This is a genomic window from Clostridium cuniculi, assembly GCF_004353185.1.
Taxonomy (GTDB): Bacteria; Bacillota; Clostridia; order Clostridiales; family Clostridiaceae; genus Clostridium; species Clostridium cuniculi.
Window position 1 is genome coordinate 1 of sequence record NZ_SMUS01000054.1, and the last position, 18250, is coordinate 18250.

Here is an 18250-nt window from a genome sequence, read left to right on the forward strand (position 1 = left end):
TATCATTTTTTCTTGCCATAGAAAATCCTCCTAAAATTTATATAGTATATTATTCCAAATCTACCAACTAATCATACAAAAAAAGAGTAGATAGATTTGTTTTTTACACAAATCTATCTACTCTCCCATTTGTTTATTATTTTTGAATTGTTACCTATGTTAATTTTCTTTATTTTTATACTCTTCACGACATTTATTAGTACAAAAATAGCCTTCGTCATAAAAATATGTTAATTTACCACAATTTAAACACTTTCCTTTTTTATCTTTAAACTCTGGAATTCTAATTTTATCTGTATCCATAAAAATAGTTCCTCCTAAGAATATTTTTTAAATTATGCATTAAACTTTTCTTACTGTTATCGTATAACTGTTATCATAATGTATCTTTTCAAACTTTATTACTTCATATTCCACTCTTTCATAATTACAATCACTTGCATTACCTTCATATAATGTTTTGTTACCTAATTCTATAATAGTTATTTGTTTGCCTTGAAGTAGCAATATTAAATAATATAAATCTAATCCATTAATAATCATTGGCATTTTCCCTGAAAAAGTTGAACCTATTATTAAATTTTCAGTATCTATAATTGATTGGTTACTATTCTCTATTTTATTTTTTTTCTTAAACATTTTTCCCCCTTTATTTATTAGATATTTTCTCTATTATATTTGCATCAATATAAACATTAGAATATTGGCTATTTCCACGCCCTTTATATTCTCTACTTATATTTAAAACTTCAAAACTCCCTTTAATTTTTTCTATAGCAATATCTTTTTCTTCATCATCAGCATAAGTTAATCTAATTTTAATCATCTTTATTACCTCCCTTAACATTTCTATAATACAAAGCACAATAACCATTTCTTACCCTAAGAAAAGCATAAATTTCTTCACCTTCACGAACTGGCTTCTTAATTTCTTTACATCTAGTTTGAGATAATAAAACATCTTTAAATGCCCTATATTCACTTGGCTGGATCATTGGCTTTTTAGTAGTTCTGCAATATTCAGCAGTATAAAAACCATAGCTATTAAAAACTGGTACTTTCTTTTTTTCCTTCAATACTAGACCTAGTTTTTCCTTCATCTTATTTATTTTTTTCTCTAACTTAACAACCTTCTCATTTGCTTCTGTATATAACTTATAATTTTCATATCTAGCATTTCTTAATTTCTTAGTTTCTTCTTCTAATTCAGAATTTTGTTTCTTTAATTTTTCTACTTCTTTTTGTAGTAAATCATAATCACCTTGTAAAAAACTATCAACATAAATAGATAAATATCTAGGGGCAGTATAGCTTACTTCATGTATTTTACAATCTAATAACTCCTTATGTTTAATATCATCATAAGACTTAATTTCACCATTAAAATACCAATCTTTACGCTTTGCTCCTATTGGATAGATACGTAATGTAATAGATTTATTATTAACTTTTACCCACGCTTCATCTAAAAATTCTTTAACTGTTTTTCTGATATATTCTTTTCCATCATATCTATCTTCTTTATTTATTACCTTGTTATAGCAATATAAAGTTGCTTTACAATCTGCTAAACTATTGTGAGCATTATCTAAATAATAACCATAATACAAGCAACAATCCTCTAAAGACTTCCAAGTATAGTTACCATAATATTCATTCCATTGCCCATAAATTTCTGCAAATTCATACATCAAATCATAAATTTTAGTATTAAACTTAACTCCATACTTCTTTAAAAAGCCTACTTCAAAATCTGCATTATAAATAATAATTTCAGCAGCATTAGTTAATATATCAGTTAAAATTTCTACATAATCTTCAAAAGGCTTTTTATCAAAAACCATAGCTGGACTAATTTTATGTATTGCTTCTGCTTCTTCCCAGGTGCTAATACTTTTAGGCTTACAATACTCATTTATTAAAACATTTCCGTCCTGATCTATGGCACTTACTTGTAATATTTCATCATATTTAGAACTTAAACCAGTAGTTTCAAAATCTAAAACGACTTTTTCATACTTCATTATAAATTCCTCACCCCTTTAAATTTGACATCTATTTTAATTTTTTAGATTGTTTATTCTCTTTAATTAAAGTTTTTATTTCTAAATCTTTAGAAGATATTACATTATTTAATGATTTCAATTCAGATTCTTTTAATTCAATATCTTTTTCTAAAGATACTATATTATTATTAAGTTTAGATACTTCATTTTCAAATTCAGCTTTTAACTTATCTATCTTTAATTGATTTATTGTAGCTTCATTATCTTTAATAGCTTCAATTTCAGTTTTCTTTATAGAATTAAAAGTGTTAATAGTTCCTTGTAGCATTTCAACATTAACTTGTAAACTTGCATTTTTCCCTTCTAAAATTACTTTCTGCTCTTTTATCAACGCTATTTCTTTTTCCATATTATCAATAGTCTTAGAACTATTGATAATTTCCTTATTTTTATCTTGTATAATCTTATCCTTTTCTTTTATATCATTATTTAATTCAATTACAGTTTTATTAAGGTTTTCTATTTTTGAATCCAGTTCACCTTTTACTGTATTAAATCCAGTAACAATAGCATTAGAATTTTTTAGCTGCTCTTCGAGATCTTTATTTTTTAATTCTAATTCCTTAACCCTATTAGCTAATTCAATATTAGCTAATTCAATCTTTTTATCTGAAGCTTCTTTAATATTTTCAACTTCTCTATTTTTAGACATAAGTTCAAGTTGAGCCTTATTAACAATTTTTTCAATAGCTTTTACCAATGTTGCTGAAGCTCCACTAATAGATTGCAACTCAACACTACAATCTAATGCTTGTAGTTTTAATGCATCTTTAGAGTTCCTGGTAAACTCCCAAAACATTCTTTCAAATAATTTAGTTTGAGATATTCCTTCTTTCTCAACAAGTTCTCTAAATTTTATATCAATATAATCATCAGGTCTAATTCCTAATGGTGCTTTTTGTTTCTTTTTTTCTTTTATATTTTCTTCTTTCATCATAAATCCTCCAATATTTTTATCTATACTTATATTATACCACCATTTGTAAGAATAATATACTATTTTATAAAATTAATATACTAAAATAAATTAGTATATTAATAGTATATTTATTTTTATAATATACTATTAATAAATATTAGTATATTAATTAAATTTAACGTGTATTTAGTTTTGTTTTGCTATAAATTGAATGGAAAATAAAAAAAGGTGTTCCCCAGGAACACCTTTTTATTTTAGTTTAATTATTATTCTAAATATATTTGCTTAATAAATAAAAATTTAATATAATTTTTAACCACAATATCTATTATACCAAAAATCCTTGTCAAATTATAGACTATTATGTAAATGTTTACTGTGATAAAATTTAATCATAGATTTCAATACTTTTATTTACTTCCAAAGGAGGATTCATTTATGAGGTTTATTTTATTATCATTATTGCTCATCCCGACAATTATTGGAGTAATTTATTGCATTTATGAATTCTCCAATACACCACAAGATTTTATATCTTATGATGACTTTTGATATATATGTAAAGAATAATAATAAGAAAGTGTTCCCGAGGAACACTTTCTTATTTATACTAATTATTTATTTTTTCTAACTTACGTTTATTATTTTCTCTCTTTAATGTACTTACACTAATACCTATTAATCTCTCAACCTCATTATAACTTTTATCTCCACCATTTACAGACAACATAGATAAAGCTAAGTCTATTTGATCTTTAGTAAACTTTTTAGGTCTACCCTCCTTATACCCAGCTTTTGTCTTTGCTATCTCCTTACCTTCCCTTGTTCTTTCTAAAATCATATCTCTTTCAAATTCAGCAAAAGATAAAAATATATTTCTTATTAATTTACTAGCTGGCGTATTATCCATTACCCCTATATTTAATATATTTATCTTTATTCCTCTATCAAGTAATTCTTGTACTAATTTAGTTCCATCTATTAAGCTCCTAGCAAATCTGTCTAGTTTAGTAACTGTGAAAGTATCTCCTTCTTTCAACTTATCCAATAATAATTTTAATTGTGGTCTATCGTTAGTTTTTCCTGAAAACTTTTCTTCTATGACTTCATCACAACCTGAAGAAAATAATTCAGATAATTGTTCTTCTAAAGAATTTCCACGACCTTGCTTTATTGTACTAACTCTTGCATATCCATAATTCATATTTTCCCTCCATTAAGGTCAAAACTTGTCCCAAAATACCAAAATTTATACCATTACTTTTGACCATGATTTTTGACCCCTTATTAAGTATTATTTTATCGTTGATTAAAAATATATGTCAAGCCAAAAACACCCTTAGTCCAAAAGTGTTAAGTTTTGAACCAATTTGATAAAATAAAAAGCATACTTTTAAAGTATGCTTTCTTCTTTGCTAAGATATTTAGTTTCTCCCTATTCTATCAATTATTTTTTCAATACATCATCTAATTATCTTTTTAATAATCAGCCCTATAACTCATTTAACTATTCAGTTAAATGGTAATATTGATTTTATAATAAATCAAATACCCTCAACAGTCATGTTAATAGGTTCTAGCCTTCACATTAATATAAAACCTAGTACATTTCCTTTAACTAATTTTTTTATTTTTTTTACACATGTGTCTTTCATAAAAGATCTCCACCTTTATTCGTTTATTCTTTAGTATATGCACACTATAAACTCTTAATTTAACATATTTATTAAATTTTATACTTAAACAAAGTATAAATTTCTAATTATCTTTTTATATTTTCTTAAATGCTCGTAAAGCCTTATTCTATGTGCTTTCGAGTATTTTTACTGTAGGAAGATACTTCACGTTTCTTTGCATATTTCCTCATGTCTTAGCTGTCAGAAGTGGTAAATAAGTAGTAAATTCATTTGTACTACTAAGCAACAAGACGCTCCTGTTGCTTCTCTTTATTCAAGCGTTTCATTTCTGCCATTGCAGAATCGAATGTTGCATGTGCGTAATAGTTCAGCGTCATGGCTATATTAGCATGTCCCATAATGTACTGTAATGCCTTTGGATTCATTCCTGCATTTGCATAGTTGGTACAGAATGTATGTCGCAAACTATGTGGAGTGATGTGTGGCAATTTATCCTCGTTATACTTATTGTATTTCTTAACAAGACCTTTCATCATGCCGTTGTAATCACTTGCCACTTTTGGATAGTTCTTTCTATTAAGAAAGAGGAAATCACTATATCCATCAATCTCAACACGCTTATCATTCTTTCGATTCGCTAACACTCGCTTAAATGCTTGATAGGCTTCTTCAACCATAGGAACTTGACGTTCGCCACTTTTGGTCTTTGGTGTTTCAATGTAGTACCCAATTTCAGTATCTCTCAATAGCTGATGGTCTATATTGACAAGACGATTCTCAAAATCTAAATCTGGAAGTGTCAAACCACCAAACTCTGAAATACGAAGACCTGTTTTTAAGAGTATCAGAATTTCATCATAATTTTTGCTGTAGGTTTTATCAGCTTTTGCAAAGGCTAACAGTTTTTCTTCCTGTTCTTCTGTTAGTACGGTCTTAGGGACAGTATCATCATCAAGAACTGCTTTCAGTTGAAAGTCAAATGGATTCTTCCGAACACAATCATCTTGTATAGCAATATAGAATGAAGCCTTTAAAGAACGTTTGTAGTTATTGATGGTTTGATAAGCATAACCATTTTCACTCATTCTAATAGCCCATTCTTTAGCGTCTGATGGCTTAATACTGTCAATACTTCTTACACCTAACTTGTCTTTCTTCAAAATATCCATAAGATATTTGTGCGTCCAGTTTCAGTGTTTTTTCTAACCTTTGGTCTTTGAGCGTTCTGTTTTGCGTAAAGCTGGCAGAGTGTCATTTTCTTTCCTACAACATCAATACCATCATGAATGTCTTTCTGTAACTCTGCGATTTTCTCTCTAAGTGAGATACAATCACGCTTTCCTGCTGGTACTCGGTCTGTAGCCACAAGTTTCCACGAGTAAACAAATTGCGGTTCTCCAAATGAATCTATATATTTGTATAAGTATCTTCCGTCTTTTCGTTGGCTCTCTCCAGTCTTTAAGATTCGACCTTTATTGTCACGTCTTTTTTCTGACATGGCATTTGCTCCTTTCCTTTATGGAAAGAGCCTTGATACGACTTAATACTATTTTATCATATACAAGACCCTTTGGCGACGCTAGATTGCGTCCAATGTATCTATAATTTTTTCAAATTGTTTTCGTTTAATCTGAATACGATTGCCATTCATAATCAGCCAATTTGCATTTTTATTTTCCTCTGCCAAGCGTCGTAGCTTGTTTTCGCCAATACGAAAATATTTTGACGCTTCTTCAATGGTTAGGGTATAACGTTCCCAAATAGGAATGTCAGTCTGCTTCATAAAATCCTCCTTTCCAAATCACTTATTTGGATTTCATAAAAGTTGTTTTACCAGCAATCGAACAGCTTTAGCAAAGCTCACGGGAGTTCCACCCCTGCATGGTTCTCATGTAGCCATACTCATTGCCTGCGACGGTTTTATCACGCTCGGACTATTGACTGTATGGGAGTATCATTATCACGATAAGAATGTCGTTGCAGGCAATCCTGCTAAAGATTGCTTCTCGGATCACTAACATGAATCGCTCGCTATCTTTATAAGATAGGTCATGGCGGTTAGTTCCGTTGGCTCTTTTCTTATCGAAACGTATTCGATTACTTTTATTCAGTTTTCAAAGAACAATGGCTCGTTAGCCTATCAAAACACATTGAAAGCTCAATATGCTTTGGTGGAATAACAAACCTCCCTGTTCGGGAAGCGTGGAATGGTTTAGCACGCTTCCACGAAAGGAGAGAGGATATTACTTAATTTCAAATGACAAAATCTTTGTAATCAGTCTGGTTTCCATTCTTCCACGTAAGACTTCATCAACGACCATACTTTGATTGCCATATTCATCTTTCATAAGTCGTAGGGAACGCTTCGTTATGTACCCTCTGTAATGATGTAGAATCTGGTTAATCGCTTCGGTATCGCCATCTGTTGCCTTTACAATGAGAGGAAAGGGAATCATAGGATATTGTGTTTTCATTCTTCAAATTCCTCCATAAACTTTTTAATTAAGGCTAGTCCACTGGTTCTATGCCGATAGACAGTAGAACGGTTCAATTTCAACAGGTCTGCAATTTCTGAATCGCTCATGTCCATAAAGTAAAACAGCAGTAGAATTTCACGTTTCTTGTCTGGCAACTCACGTAATGCTTCACTCAACAAATCATTTTCAACGCCTACTGATAACCCATTGAGTGTAAAAATCTGAAAGTCAGTTGAATAGTTATCTGTTGTCGCAAACTGGCTAACAAGATAATCGCCAACATCCGAAAAGGACACCTCACGCTTTGCAATCCTTGAAAGATAAAGCATATAATTCTTTCGCTCGTCTTCCATAGCACGTTTACAGATATAGTCAAACTGATTTTCTATTGTGGTCTGAAAAGAAGATGGTTTCATGTTTCTCACCCCCTTTCTGTCTAGGAAAGGAAGTGAGCCTTGCTCGTTTATCTCCTTTCACTCTTAGTCCCAATGTGAAAGGGGGATTTGTTGCATTACTGATAAATAAACTTTGTAAAAAAGTTCTGAATAGTCAAAAAAGCATATAAACAGATTTATTTCTCTGTTTACATGCTTCTGTTATTCTATCTATATGATTTATAAAACCACATTGGTGGACGTACTTATCTATTGCAGATAGACGACTTTTTTTGACAAGAACCCAATGTAAGGAAATTTATTGTATATGATGTACTTCATGGCGACGTTGACCTCCAACAAACCGCCATTTGGAAGTAATATACAATATTTTAACAGCGTAAATAGCACTACCATATAACGGTTTTTTTTATTGGCGTTTAGTAGTGCTTTTTATTAAATATAAACCTATAAACCATATAACACGTTTTTCTATACCTGTTTTTAATTCAGTAGGAACAATAAAATGTATAGAGGTGGTCTACTATGCGTAAAAAAGAAGATAAATATGATTTTAGAGCCTTTGGTTTAGCCATTAAAGAAGCTCGATTGAAACGAGGTTTAACTCGTGAACAAGTGGGAGCATTGATTGAAATTGACCCACGGTACTTAACTAATATTGAAAATAAAGGGCAACACCCCAGCATACAAGTTCTTTATGACCTTGTATCGTTACTTCATGTTTCCGTTGATGAATTTTTCTTACCTGCTAATAACTTGGTAAAAAGCACCCGACGATTACAGATAGAGAAATACATGGATAGCTTTACAGACAAAGAACTATCCTTAATGGAATCTTTAGCCAGCGGTATCAACGAAGCAAGAAACATCGAAGACTAATTAAAAGAATCCATACATAACGGAAAGAGCCGATAAAATGAGATTGTATTAATCTCATTTTATCGGCTCTGCGTCTTTGCGTCTGGCTCTGTAATCACAGTTACTTTGAACTGCTTTATTTCAATTAAATTTTCTTGTCTGCATTTCGGACAATAGAGGGGGAATTTTTTTAATTCAGTATCTTCCCTTATCTTTAATCGTGTTTTATTTCCACATACAGGACACAATATCCACTTGTAGTTTATAATAACTATCTCCTCCTTTACACTTTAATTCAAATCTTTATTAAAAAATATTTCATCTTATTTAACAAGAAACCATATTTATATAACAACATAAAATACACTAAGTTATTTTATTGAACATATATCGTACTTTATCTATCCGACTATTTGGACGACGGGGCTGGCAAACAGGTTCACCGGTAGTAACATGGTACCCTTTTAACTCTGTTAAACAAACACTACGTCCATTTGTAAAGAAAGTTAAATCACTACGATATTCTTGAATACACCGAGCAGGGATTTCTCCACTAAGAATGACCTCATTATTTTTCAATTGAGTGTCTACGATGTTCGCACAATATTTAGGAGCATCGTTGTATGCTCGTGAAAGATATTCCTGTGGCGCATAAATTTTAAAACTAAGATATGGCTCTAACAATTCTGTTCCAGCTTTTTTTAAGACTTGTTCCAATACAATAGGAGCAAGCATCCGAAAATCTGCTGGGGTACTAACAGGGCTATAGTATAAGCCATACTTAAAACAGATTTTACAGTCCGTCACATTCCAACCATACAATCCTTGTTCACAGCCATAGCGTATCCCCTCCATAACTGCATTTTGAAACGATTGATTTAAGTATCCAAGAGAAACCGAGCTCTCATACTGTACTCCGCTCCCTAATGGAAGCGGTGCTACAGATAGACCAATGGAAGCCCAGAAAGGATTCGGTGGAACTTCGATGTGAATGGTATACTCTGCTTTTTTTAACGGTCTTTCCATATAAATGACTGTAGGCTCTTTTATTTCTATCTCCACATGATACTTTTCTTGCAGCAGAGCACAAGTCACTTCCATTTGTACTTTCCCTAAGAAAGAAAGTATGATTTCATGTGTCGCAGAATCCACATAATATCGCAGAAGCGGGTCACTGTCGGAGATTTCTAAAAGTGCATCAAGTAACATTTCCCTTTGTTGAGGTTTGCTCGGTTCAACAGTCGTTTGCAGCAGAGGGAGGGGATTTTCAATTCTCTCTCTCTGTGGCAATAGCTTTGTATCTCCAAGAACACTATTTAACTTCAAAAACTCATTCTGCAAAATAACAATTTCCCCGGAATAAGCCTTATCGATTTTACATAATTCACCATTTATTGAAGTATACATTTCTGTAATTTTTATTTTTTCCTTTTCCGATATTCTAACCGAATCTCGCAAATGCAGTACGCCACTATAAAGACGTATATATGCAAGACGCTGTCTTTTTTCCGAATACTCAATTTTGAAAACTTTTCCGCAAAGTTCAGACTGACCTCGATGTGTTGATGAATAAAATTTATTCGTAATCACTTCTATAAGGTTATCAATCCCTATATTGTTTTTTGCACTTCCGTGATAAACAGGGAACAGGGAACAATTATGAAATCTTATGCTTTCCTCTTGTTCGAGTTCTAATGCTTCCAATAATTTCCCAGACGTATATTTCTCCAAAAGGTAATCATTTCCTTCTATTACCATATCCCATTGTTCAGATTCGGTAAAGTTCATTACACGCATATTAGGATGCAGTTCTACCTTCTGTTTGATTACAATTTCCGCAGAAAGTTTCTCTTTAATATCCTGATAAACCGTTGATAAATCAATTCCATTTTGGTCAATCTTATTGATAAAAAAGATTGTGGGAATACCTATTTTCCTAAGTGCATGAAACAATATACGAGTTTGTGCTTGTACGCCATCTTTTGCAGAAATCAGTAGAATTGCCCCATCTAATACTGATAATGAACGATATACTTCTGCTAAAAAATCCATATGTCCTGGCGTGTCTATGATGTTTATCTTAGTATTTTTCCACTGAAAAGAGGTTATCGCCGTCTGAATTGTAATTCCTCTCTGACGTTCTAAAAGCGTATTATCCGTTTTCGTTGTACCTCTGTCCACGCTTCCTAATTCTGTAATCGCTCCACTGTTATATAATAAGCTTTCTGTTAAGGTAGTTTTTCCCGCATCAACATGAGCTAAAACTCCAATATTAATAATTTTCATGTGATTTTCCTCCATTCAAAAGCCCAAAAGGGCATAAAAATCCCAGTGATAAATACTCTTATCACTGGGATTTTTATGCATAACCATAGGCATACAAAGCATACAGATATTCTCCGGATACTTTAGAATCACATGATAAAGGTATTCTTAAACTGGGTACAAAAAACTAAGCCCTCCTAAAAAAGGACATCCAATTATTTGTTCCCACTATCAAATTGACAGTTTATTTAAGAATACCTTGCCGCATATTTATTAACTCCTTTTAAATAGATACTTAAATAATAGCACGTAAGAGCATATTTGTAAAGGAATCTCCAATTTTTTATCAAAGAGAGTACGTGATTACAAAATAGCTGTAATAATGTACCAATATTTGTTATTCTATAATCTTCCAATTACTCCCGTTCTTTTCAAGTACCAAATCAAATTGAGATACCTGCGTTGCTTTGGTCTGCTGGTCGATATACTCCACTGTCAGCGATACCGTGACTTGATTATCCTTACGATTGTGAATAGGATTTACCAGTTCTTGAAAGATGTACTCTTTTCCGATTGGTTTTAATATCCCGTCATTCACATAGTAGGAAAGTTCACTGGCTGTCGCTGTAGGATAGAGCTTGAAGAACGTCGTTAAAAACTCATTGATTTCATTGGTTGTAATGGAATCAACCGTCCCCTCACTTTCAATGGCTTTTGGTTTATAACTTGATTTCTTAGGTATGTTGGTAATGGTCGGATTCTTAACCAGTACCATATTTCCAGAACCATCTACATAGACACTCACTATATAAGCAGAGTGGACGGTCTTTGTATTTTCTCCCTCTGTAATGAGCTGGTCTACACTGTAGGTTACATTAAACTCATTGTCGCCAGTTGGCTCTACCGTCCATATCTGAAATCCTCTTACAGAAGACGATACAGGAATATCTTTGCGTACTGTATCAACATTGAGAGCTTGAAGTTCATCTGTCAGATAGCCTTTTAGACTTTCCATTCGATTATCAATGGACTTATCGGATTGCTCCCATGAATAGTAGACTTTCGCAAAGTTCTCTACAAAATTTTCTACATGATGAGTATCAACGTATTCCTTTTCTATGATAGTTGTTTCGTGAATAGTATGAGTATCTATAGCTGTAAAGTGCTTGAATATCGCAAAGCTGAAACTAAGCCCTAAAAGTACCCACAAGGCAATCACAACCTTTTTATGAGGATTGACCTTATAGTAGACACGAGGTTTCTTTTCCTTTGGTATCTGTTTTTCTTTATTCTGATTTTTTCTAAATTTCATCATTAAATCTTCCTTTCTCATTGTTTGATTCGTCCTGCTCCCACTAAATGCTGTTGCCAGTAGGGGCTTGTTAAGTCGGCATAACCGATTGGGTCGCCTGCATGAAACATACGGTTATTGCCAAGGTATATCCCAACATGAGTAATATAAGAGCCAGCGTTATAGGTAGAATGAAAGAAAACCAAATCGCCAGCTTGTGCTTCCGATAGTGGGATATGCTGGGTCACATCATATTGCTGTTGTGCGGTTCGTGGTAAGTTAATTCCAGCTTTTCCATACGTCCATTGTGTCAGTCCGCTACAATCAAAAGAAGTAGTCGGGGAAGCTCCACCGTAAACGTATCGCCAGCCCTCATATTTCAGTGCTTCGTCCATGATGGCTTGTACCGTATCATCATCAAACTCTGTTGTGACAAGATACTGCGTTACCAGTTGCACATAAAACATATTGCCATAGTTGTATCGCCAGCCCCCATTGATAGGTATGGCTATGGGATTGGGGTAAGACACTTTTTCGCCACCTGAATACTCTTTTGAGAAACTTTGAGCCAGTTCAAAGGTATATTTATTTCCACGATTAGCCACATACCCTAAGAAACCACCACCATAATTGTAGGACTGGATAACCGATTCTAAATCTACACTGAGCCTTTCGCTACTGGCTAATAATTCACTGAAATACTTCACACCTTGCTTAATGGATTCTTCTGTACTCAATGAATTAGGTGGAAGACCGAGGGATTCCGAGGACTGCATAACATCTTCCGCAGTACCGCCCGATTCCACCTGTATAATCGCAAGAAGTATGTTGACATATTCTTCAACGCCATATTCTTTGGCATATTTTTCTACCATAGGCTTATGAGCCAGCACTTCTGCGGAAACATTCACACCTCCATAATGAATATTGGAAATTCCGCTGTCCTGTTCATCTGAAAATAAAATGGCAACAAACAGAAGCAGTGAGAAGACCATCAAGAATAATCCAGAACCACCAATCACTAAAGTTTTCAACTTCATGGTTTCTTACCGACTTTCTTAATGGTGGCGGTTTTGATTGGTGGTCTACTTCTTGTATTTTGTAGTGGTACTCTTTGAACAGTAGACGGACGTTCTTTTGTGATTGGACGTTGTGAAGTTCTATCTGCTGTAGTGGTTGAAGTTGCTGGCTTTTGAACGGTTTTTTCTTGAACGGTATTGCCTTGGCGTTCCACTTTTGGACTTGAAAAATCGGACTTAACTGCTGGACGCTCTTGTTTGGCTTGTTGAGATTCCTTATATGAAGTCTGAATATTAGACTGTTTTGAGGTCTGTTCATCATGATATTGTTCTTGTCTTGTAGTCGGTCTTTCATGAACAGAAGAAGCAGGCTGTTTTTTCTGTTTGACCTGTTCCATTTCAGAGCGACGCTTCGCAATGGTTTTTCGCCTTTGTTCCTGCTGTTCCTTGCGTCCACTGGCTCTGTCCGCTTTGGTTTGAGAAATACTACTGGTTAAATCACGGACATTCTCTTTTACTTTGGATTTTCCTTGATATACTGCATATCTTGCATTGGTCGGCAAATCTTTAACCTGTTCTTTCAAACCACTAGCAGTGTCTACCATTCTGTCTTTGGTATCAGCTACTGTACCGATGGTTTGACCGATACGTTTTCCAAGTGTTGATTTTTCCTTTCCGTCTGGTCGGGAGTGATCTGCTTGTGTCCTTGCAGAACTCCCCGAACCCGACTGTCCTTTTTTACCTGTAACAATGGCAGACCCAGCCCCTAGAGTAGTCATGGAACGTCCAAGTTTCCGCTGTAGACGGTGCATGTGAGCGTGCATAAGCATACGAGGTTTTCTCATCACACGACTTCCCACACTTTGAGAATCGTTACTCTGTAGAGAAAACATACTCATTAAATCGCCCAGCTTGAAGTAGATTCCTGCAAAGGTCACAATCTGTAGAAAAGCAATCAAAAAGAACGGATAACCAGCCGATAAGGTATAGAGCATGGTTGAAATACTAAATGCTGTCGTAATAATCAATGTGATTCCAGCTCGTGTCAAAATGGTATTAAAGAGCTTTGTTATGGCTCGTTTTGACATACCATCAAATGATGGAATCATGCTTAAAATAAAGCTCACAGGCAGAAACATAGCATAGATGATAAAAAGTACCTGCGAGAAAATCATGATTCCTGTTAATAGGAATACAAATATGGAAATCCCAATATTGAAGACAAATAGGAAGAAGACTGTACCTAAACGGTTAATGGTCTTTGTAATGGTTAGATTGGTATTGCTTCTGTCTTCAATTTCTTCCGCAACAATTTTTTCTCTGTCTTCGCCATTGTTGGAATCTGGGCTGGTGGAGAGCAGGCTTTCCACACGGTCAATACCGATACTTTCAATGTCTGAACTGTTGTATTGAAGCAGTAGCCACGGTTGCTGAACCTGTATGGAAAACAGGCTATCTCTGATTAAGTCCACGCTGTCCTTGCCTTGACTATCGGAATGGGGCATGACAATCTTCGTGCCAAGTGATAAACTGGCATTACTGATGTCTGATGAAAAGTCATTGATTTTTTTAATGTAGTCGGGAGCGTAGGCAATAAAGGAAGCCGATAGGATAAACACCAGCACAAAATTCATAATGGCATGAATTGCCTTTGTGGTTTCTCTCTTTATCAGTCCCGTATAGGCAACATAAACCCCAAGAACCAAAATCAAGAGTAAGAGGAATCCAACATAGAAACCCTCTGTTGAAAATCCGTTTGCACTCACACCAGCTAAGGTCTGCATATTCTTACCAATGGAATCTGCTGTAGCGGAAATGAAGTCTAAGGAATAGGCTTCCTGTACTAAGTAACCTGTCGCATTGGAAACATACAAACTGATTGTCCAAATAAAATTGGTAATGGCATATAGTCCATACATGACCTGTTTTCCAATCCCGTCCGACCAGTTCCACGGAAGCCAGCCCCAGCTATTATCCACATAAAAATCCAGTTGATAGTTTTCAAGTGGGTATCGGCTGTATTCATTTGCCACATTGACCGTATCATCTACCAAGCCCGCAGCTTGAACCACCGTTCCCAGCATGGCTAAAAGAAAAATGGCAATCACAAGTGTGAAAGCCACTGTCATTGCCACTTTACCTAGACGTTTCAGCGTCCAGTTTGATTTTATTCTGTTTACTATTGATGGTTTCACATTTACACCTCTTTTCGCACAGGTGGTCTGGTATCAAAGGCATGGAGCAGTTCTTCAAATACAGGGTGGAACTGTATCACACCGACACGACCATATAAATCACTGATAAGGCATTGCCCGTTTTCCAAATCACGCAATCGCTTCTGATTGTTTTCGTCCTCTGGGTCTACACCAAAAAAGGCTAAGGTCTTTTTAATCTCGTTAAGGTCAGTGGAACGAAATGCAAATTTTAAGCCGAGGTTATTTTTCAGTTTTTCATCTAAGAGGTCGTCTGTATTTTGGGTCACGAAATATACCCCAGCGTTCATAGCACGACCAGCCCGAACCAGCTTCATAGATAGTGTTTTTCCTTGTGCTACCTGTAAAAAGCTCCATGCTTCGTCTAAATCTACAATCTTGAAAATGCTTCGGTCTGTATGGATAAAGTCTAAAGCAAAGGTACTAATGACAATCAGCATAGCAACGGATAAAAGCTCCATAGTGGTATATTCCTCAAAGGAAGTTTCCTTGTCGGGAAGTACCAAGTCCGCAACCTGTATAATGTTCAGTTGTTTTTCTAAGCTGATAGACTGCTCCACATAACCATTACTGAATAATAAATGTGCAAAGTCATAGTCTGTAAAACTTTCGATATGGTCGGCTATACTGGTACTTAGTGGCGTATTCTCAACCCGTAATTCCTCAATCACTTTCATCAACCCTCGTACTTCACTATTGGTTACTGCACGAATGGCTTTTCTAAGGATTGGGAAGCGTTCCCCATCACGAGAGGAAATCCCCGTAAGGAATGTCAGAATATCAATAGCCAGTGATTCAGAATCTTTGGGATTTTTCATAATCACATAAGGGTCAAGTAAGCCTTTGTTTTTCTCATCAGAAGTCAGAGTGACGATATTGATTTCATGGGAAATCTCTGGCAAGGTTTCTTTCCATCTGCCACGTTCTGCTTTTGGGTCTACAATCACTGCTTGTGCCCCATAAAGCACCGCATAATAGACGATAAGGTTATTCGCAAAGGATTTACCACCACCCAGCGAACCAACAAAAGCCGACGCTAACGCATTGGTTACTGAACCCTTAACCCCTTGACTGGCAAGAGCAGGTTTCAGATAGACATTGCGTCCAGTATCTAAGCTGTAGCCAACATAAATCCCCTCATTTTCCCCCAGCATTTGAGTAGCACCAAAACCTAAACCAGCGAGGAAATCAGAGGTCACGTATTGAATATAATCATTCATATAACGCTTGCTGGCAGGTAAAAATTCTTCATGTAAGCCGAGCATATCCCCAAATGGTCGTACCAGTTTTACGCTTAAATCGTCATAAAAATCTTTCACTTCATTACAACGACGTTTGAGTTCGTCAAGATCATTTGCTGATACCCTTACCACATAAGACAGCTTGTACATAGATTCCTTGCTTTGGTCTAAATTGGTTTCCAGCTCATTCACACTTTCCAGAGCTTCCGCCACATTGGAGCTGGTTTCATTATCACTTTGCCAAGCGTGGTTATCCAAGTCTTTCAGTTCTTTCTTTTTATTGCGGACAGTAGATAGGGCTTTACGATTCGCTACAATTTCCACATTCATTGACGTATCAATCGGGAATGTAAATTGCTGTTGCTGGTAGTAGAAGATTTCAGAGGACGGGAAGTCCAGTTCTCCGACAATGCTGTTAATGGTAAAGTAAGCTACATAGACGGTTTCATCTTCCTGCTGGATTTTCAAATATCGCTGTTTTTCTTCCACCAAACAGCGAGTAGGCTTAATCAAGTCATAGTATTTAATCAGCGTTTCATTATCCAGCTTTTTCTTTGATAGATGGTACTCATACTCTTCATAGGCAGTGCCTGTCTGTCCGTAAAGGTGTTCAATCAGATAGCCGAAGTCGTCCTTATCTAACCTGCGGATTTTGAAACGACGAGAGATTTTATTTTCTAAGAGCTTTTCCATCTTCTGAAAACGCAGGATTTCATCATTACTCATACTAACAAAATCGCCCATCAGCTTATGGTTCACATCATAGACAAAATCAGACAAAGCATTTTTTGCTTCAACGGTAAGACTTTTCATAGAAAACTCCTGATCGTTGAGAAGCAACTTAAAGCCGATAAAGAAACGGTAGTTCACTTGATTTTCGCCAATCATGGATATTAAAGCGTCTGTCTGTTGGTCGATTTTGTCATAGGCAACCGCTTTGAGCTTGCCAGTGACTTCATTTTTGGAACGCTCTTGTGCAGAACGTATGCTGGATTCTGTACTGATTTGTAAAGCATGAATTTTGCCATCACGATTTTGTGCGATAAGCTGTCTGAAAGAATCATGCACTTGTATTTTCTGTTCTGGACTTAGAAATGAGTAATTGTAAGGAACAAGCTCATAGTAAGCATAACATTCCCCGTCTTTATTCCAGACGAGATTGTTTTCAATGTATTTAATTGGATATGCCATAAAATTCACTCCTAACTGCTGTAATGGCTTCTTGTGGCTGGTTTCTGCCAAGCGTTACTTTTTTTCCTGCATAGGTCAGCTTTGGTCGCAGTGCATAAGCAATGACAGACTTCAAAAATCCATAAGGCTTTTTACCATCAAAAGTTTTTGTAGACATAAACCATGTGAAAGCCACAGGAATCCCAAAGTATTTGAGAAATGCTCCCTCTATCATGGAAAGAGGGGGCAAGTTGCCAAGTATCATCACTGCAAAGAGTGACACGACAAACCATGTCATTTGCGTAAAGGTTATGGGAAACGGAAGTCTAAAATCATTGATAGAATACAGTACCTTTTCCACAGACCAGATACTGGTATAGCTTCGTATTTTCTTCATGTAATCAATCCTTTCATAAAAAATAGGGGTAGCTGATTGAGCCACCCCGTAAAATAGAAAATCTGCCAGTAGTAATGTACCGACAGATTTAATAGACGATTTCAAAAATCCCATGATTGGTTGAGATAAACGTTCCTGAAAGGTCTAAATCCCGACCATAGGCTTGATAATCAATTGGATTTGTGTCAATATCTTGGACACAAAAATTCGAACTTACTTAAGCTGCATTCAAAGCCTTAAATTCTACCTCATTAGGAGTATTATAATCAAGAGCTGAATGCAGTCTTTTACTATTGTAAAAA

The 18250-nt window shown here is 35.0% G+C and carries 17 protein-coding genes and 2 pseudogenes; 1 reads left to right on the plus strand and 18 read right to left on the minus strand.

The features are described from left to right. Positions 1-159: 159 nt before the first annotated feature. The 10 genes and pseudogenes from EJJ37_RS20455 to EJJ37_RS18175 all read right to left on the minus strand — a co-directional run bounded on the left by EJJ37_RS20455 (position 160) and on the right by EJJ37_RS18175 (position 7515). Positions 160-303, minus strand: a complete 144-nt coding sequence (locus EJJ37_RS20455; protein ID WP_156327494.1) for a hypothetical protein — start codon at positions 301-303, stop codon at positions 160-162. A gap of 39 nt (positions 304-342) precedes the next feature. Further along, the gene (locus EJJ37_RS18135) at positions 343-639 is read right to left on the minus strand and encodes a hypothetical protein (protein ID WP_042398935.1); all 297 of its coding nucleotides are present in this window, start codon (positions 637-639) and stop codon (positions 343-345) included. Positions 640-649: 10 nt separating this feature from the next. Beyond that, positions 650-826 (minus strand): hypothetical protein, encoded by a 177-nt coding sequence (locus EJJ37_RS20460; RefSeq protein WP_156327495.1) that lies wholly within the window; start codon positions 824-826, stop codon positions 650-652. After that, the gene (locus EJJ37_RS18140; protein ID WP_074846674.1) at positions 819-2024 is read right to left on the minus strand and encodes an exonuclease domain-containing protein; all 1206 of its coding nucleotides are present in this window, start codon (positions 2022-2024) and stop codon (positions 819-821) included. Before EJJ37_RS18140 ends, EJJ37_RS20460 begins: the two co-directional genes overlap by 8 nt. 31 nt (positions 2025-2055) lie before the next feature. Next, positions 2056-3000, minus strand: a complete 945-nt coding sequence (locus EJJ37_RS18145) for a coiled-coil domain-containing protein (RefSeq protein ID WP_042398938.1) — start codon at positions 2998-3000, stop codon at positions 2056-2058. A 595-nt stretch (positions 3001-3595) separates the two neighbouring features. After that, complete coding sequence (locus EJJ37_RS18150) at positions 3596-4189, minus strand: recombinase family protein (RefSeq protein ID WP_042398942.1); 594 nt, start codon at positions 4187-4189, stop codon at positions 3596-3598. Between the two features lie 711 nt (positions 4190-4900). After that, positions 4901-6120: pseudogene (locus EJJ37_RS18155) on the minus strand (tyrosine-type recombinase/integrase). 81 nt (positions 6121-6201) lie between these two features. Further along, complete coding sequence (locus EJJ37_RS18160; RefSeq protein WP_000814511.1) at positions 6202-6405, minus strand: excisionase; 204 nt, start codon at positions 6403-6405, stop codon at positions 6202-6204. A 460-nt stretch (positions 6406-6865) separates the two neighbouring features. Then, on the minus strand, positions 6866-7096 hold the full coding sequence (locus EJJ37_RS18170) for a helix-turn-helix domain-containing protein (RefSeq protein ID WP_000857133.1): 231 nt from the start codon (positions 7094-7096) through the stop codon (positions 6866-6868). Next, entirely contained in the window at positions 7093-7515 is a 423-nt protein-coding gene (locus EJJ37_RS18175; RefSeq protein ID WP_000804885.1) for a sigma-70 family RNA polymerase sigma factor, read from the minus strand. The genes EJJ37_RS18170 and EJJ37_RS18175 overlap by 4 nt, the downstream gene beginning before the upstream one ends. Before the next feature lie 504 nt (positions 7516-8019). On the opposite strand from EJJ37_RS18175, the gene EJJ37_RS18185 reads away from it, so the two are divergent. Next, positions 8020-8373, plus strand: coding sequence for a helix-turn-helix transcriptional regulator (locus EJJ37_RS18185; protein ID WP_001227347.1), 354 nt, complete (start codon positions 8020-8022; stop codon positions 8371-8373). A gap of 59 nt (positions 8374-8432) precedes the next feature. Here EJJ37_RS18185 and EJJ37_RS18190 read toward each other — a convergent pair whose 3' ends face one another. The 8 genes and pseudogenes from EJJ37_RS18190 to EJJ37_RS18225 all read right to left on the minus strand — a co-directional run bounded on the left by EJJ37_RS18190 (position 8433) and on the right by EJJ37_RS18225 (position 17948). Further along, entirely contained in the window at positions 8433-8621 is a 189-nt protein-coding gene (locus EJJ37_RS18190) for a cysteine-rich KTR domain-containing protein (RefSeq protein ID WP_012962334.1), read from the minus strand. Between the two features lie 97 nt (positions 8622-8718). Next, positions 8719-10638, minus strand: a complete 1920-nt coding sequence (gene tet(M) / locus EJJ37_RS18195) for a tetracycline resistance ribosomal protection protein Tet(M) (protein ID WP_002414694.1) — start codon at positions 10636-10638, stop codon at positions 8719-8721. A 15-nt stretch (positions 10639-10653) separates the two neighbouring features. Continuing rightward, positions 10654-10701 (minus strand): annotated as a pseudogene (locus tag EJJ37_RS21295) (hypothetical protein); the annotation flags it as partial. 313 nt (positions 10702-11014) lie between these two features. Continuing rightward, positions 11015-11950, minus strand: a complete 936-nt coding sequence (locus EJJ37_RS18205; protein WP_001224320.1) for a conjugal transfer protein — start codon at positions 11948-11950, stop codon at positions 11015-11017. Beyond that, positions 11947-12948, minus strand: a complete 1002-nt coding sequence (locus tag EJJ37_RS18210; RefSeq protein ID WP_000769868.1) for a bifunctional lytic transglycosylase/C40 family peptidase — start codon at positions 12946-12948, stop codon at positions 11947-11949. The genes EJJ37_RS18205 and EJJ37_RS18210 overlap by 4 nt, the downstream gene beginning before the upstream one ends. Then, complete coding sequence (locus EJJ37_RS18215; protein WP_430516984.1) at positions 12945-15110, minus strand: CD3337/EF1877 family mobilome membrane protein; 2166 nt, start codon at positions 15108-15110, stop codon at positions 12945-12947. Before EJJ37_RS18215 ends, EJJ37_RS18210 begins: the two co-directional genes overlap by 4 nt. A 14-nt stretch (positions 15111-15124) precedes the next feature. After that, positions 15125-17572: a conjugal transfer ATPase TcpF gene (gene tcpF, locus EJJ37_RS18220; RefSeq protein ID WP_000331160.1), complete on the minus strand. Its 2448-nt coding sequence runs from the start codon at positions 17570-17572 to the stop codon at positions 15125-15127. Then, entirely contained in the window at positions 17556-17948 is a 393-nt protein-coding gene (locus EJJ37_RS18225; protein WP_000723888.1) for a conjugal transfer protein, read from the minus strand. The genes tcpF and EJJ37_RS18225 overlap by 17 nt, the downstream gene beginning before the upstream one ends. Positions 17949-18250 lie beyond the last annotated feature (302 nt).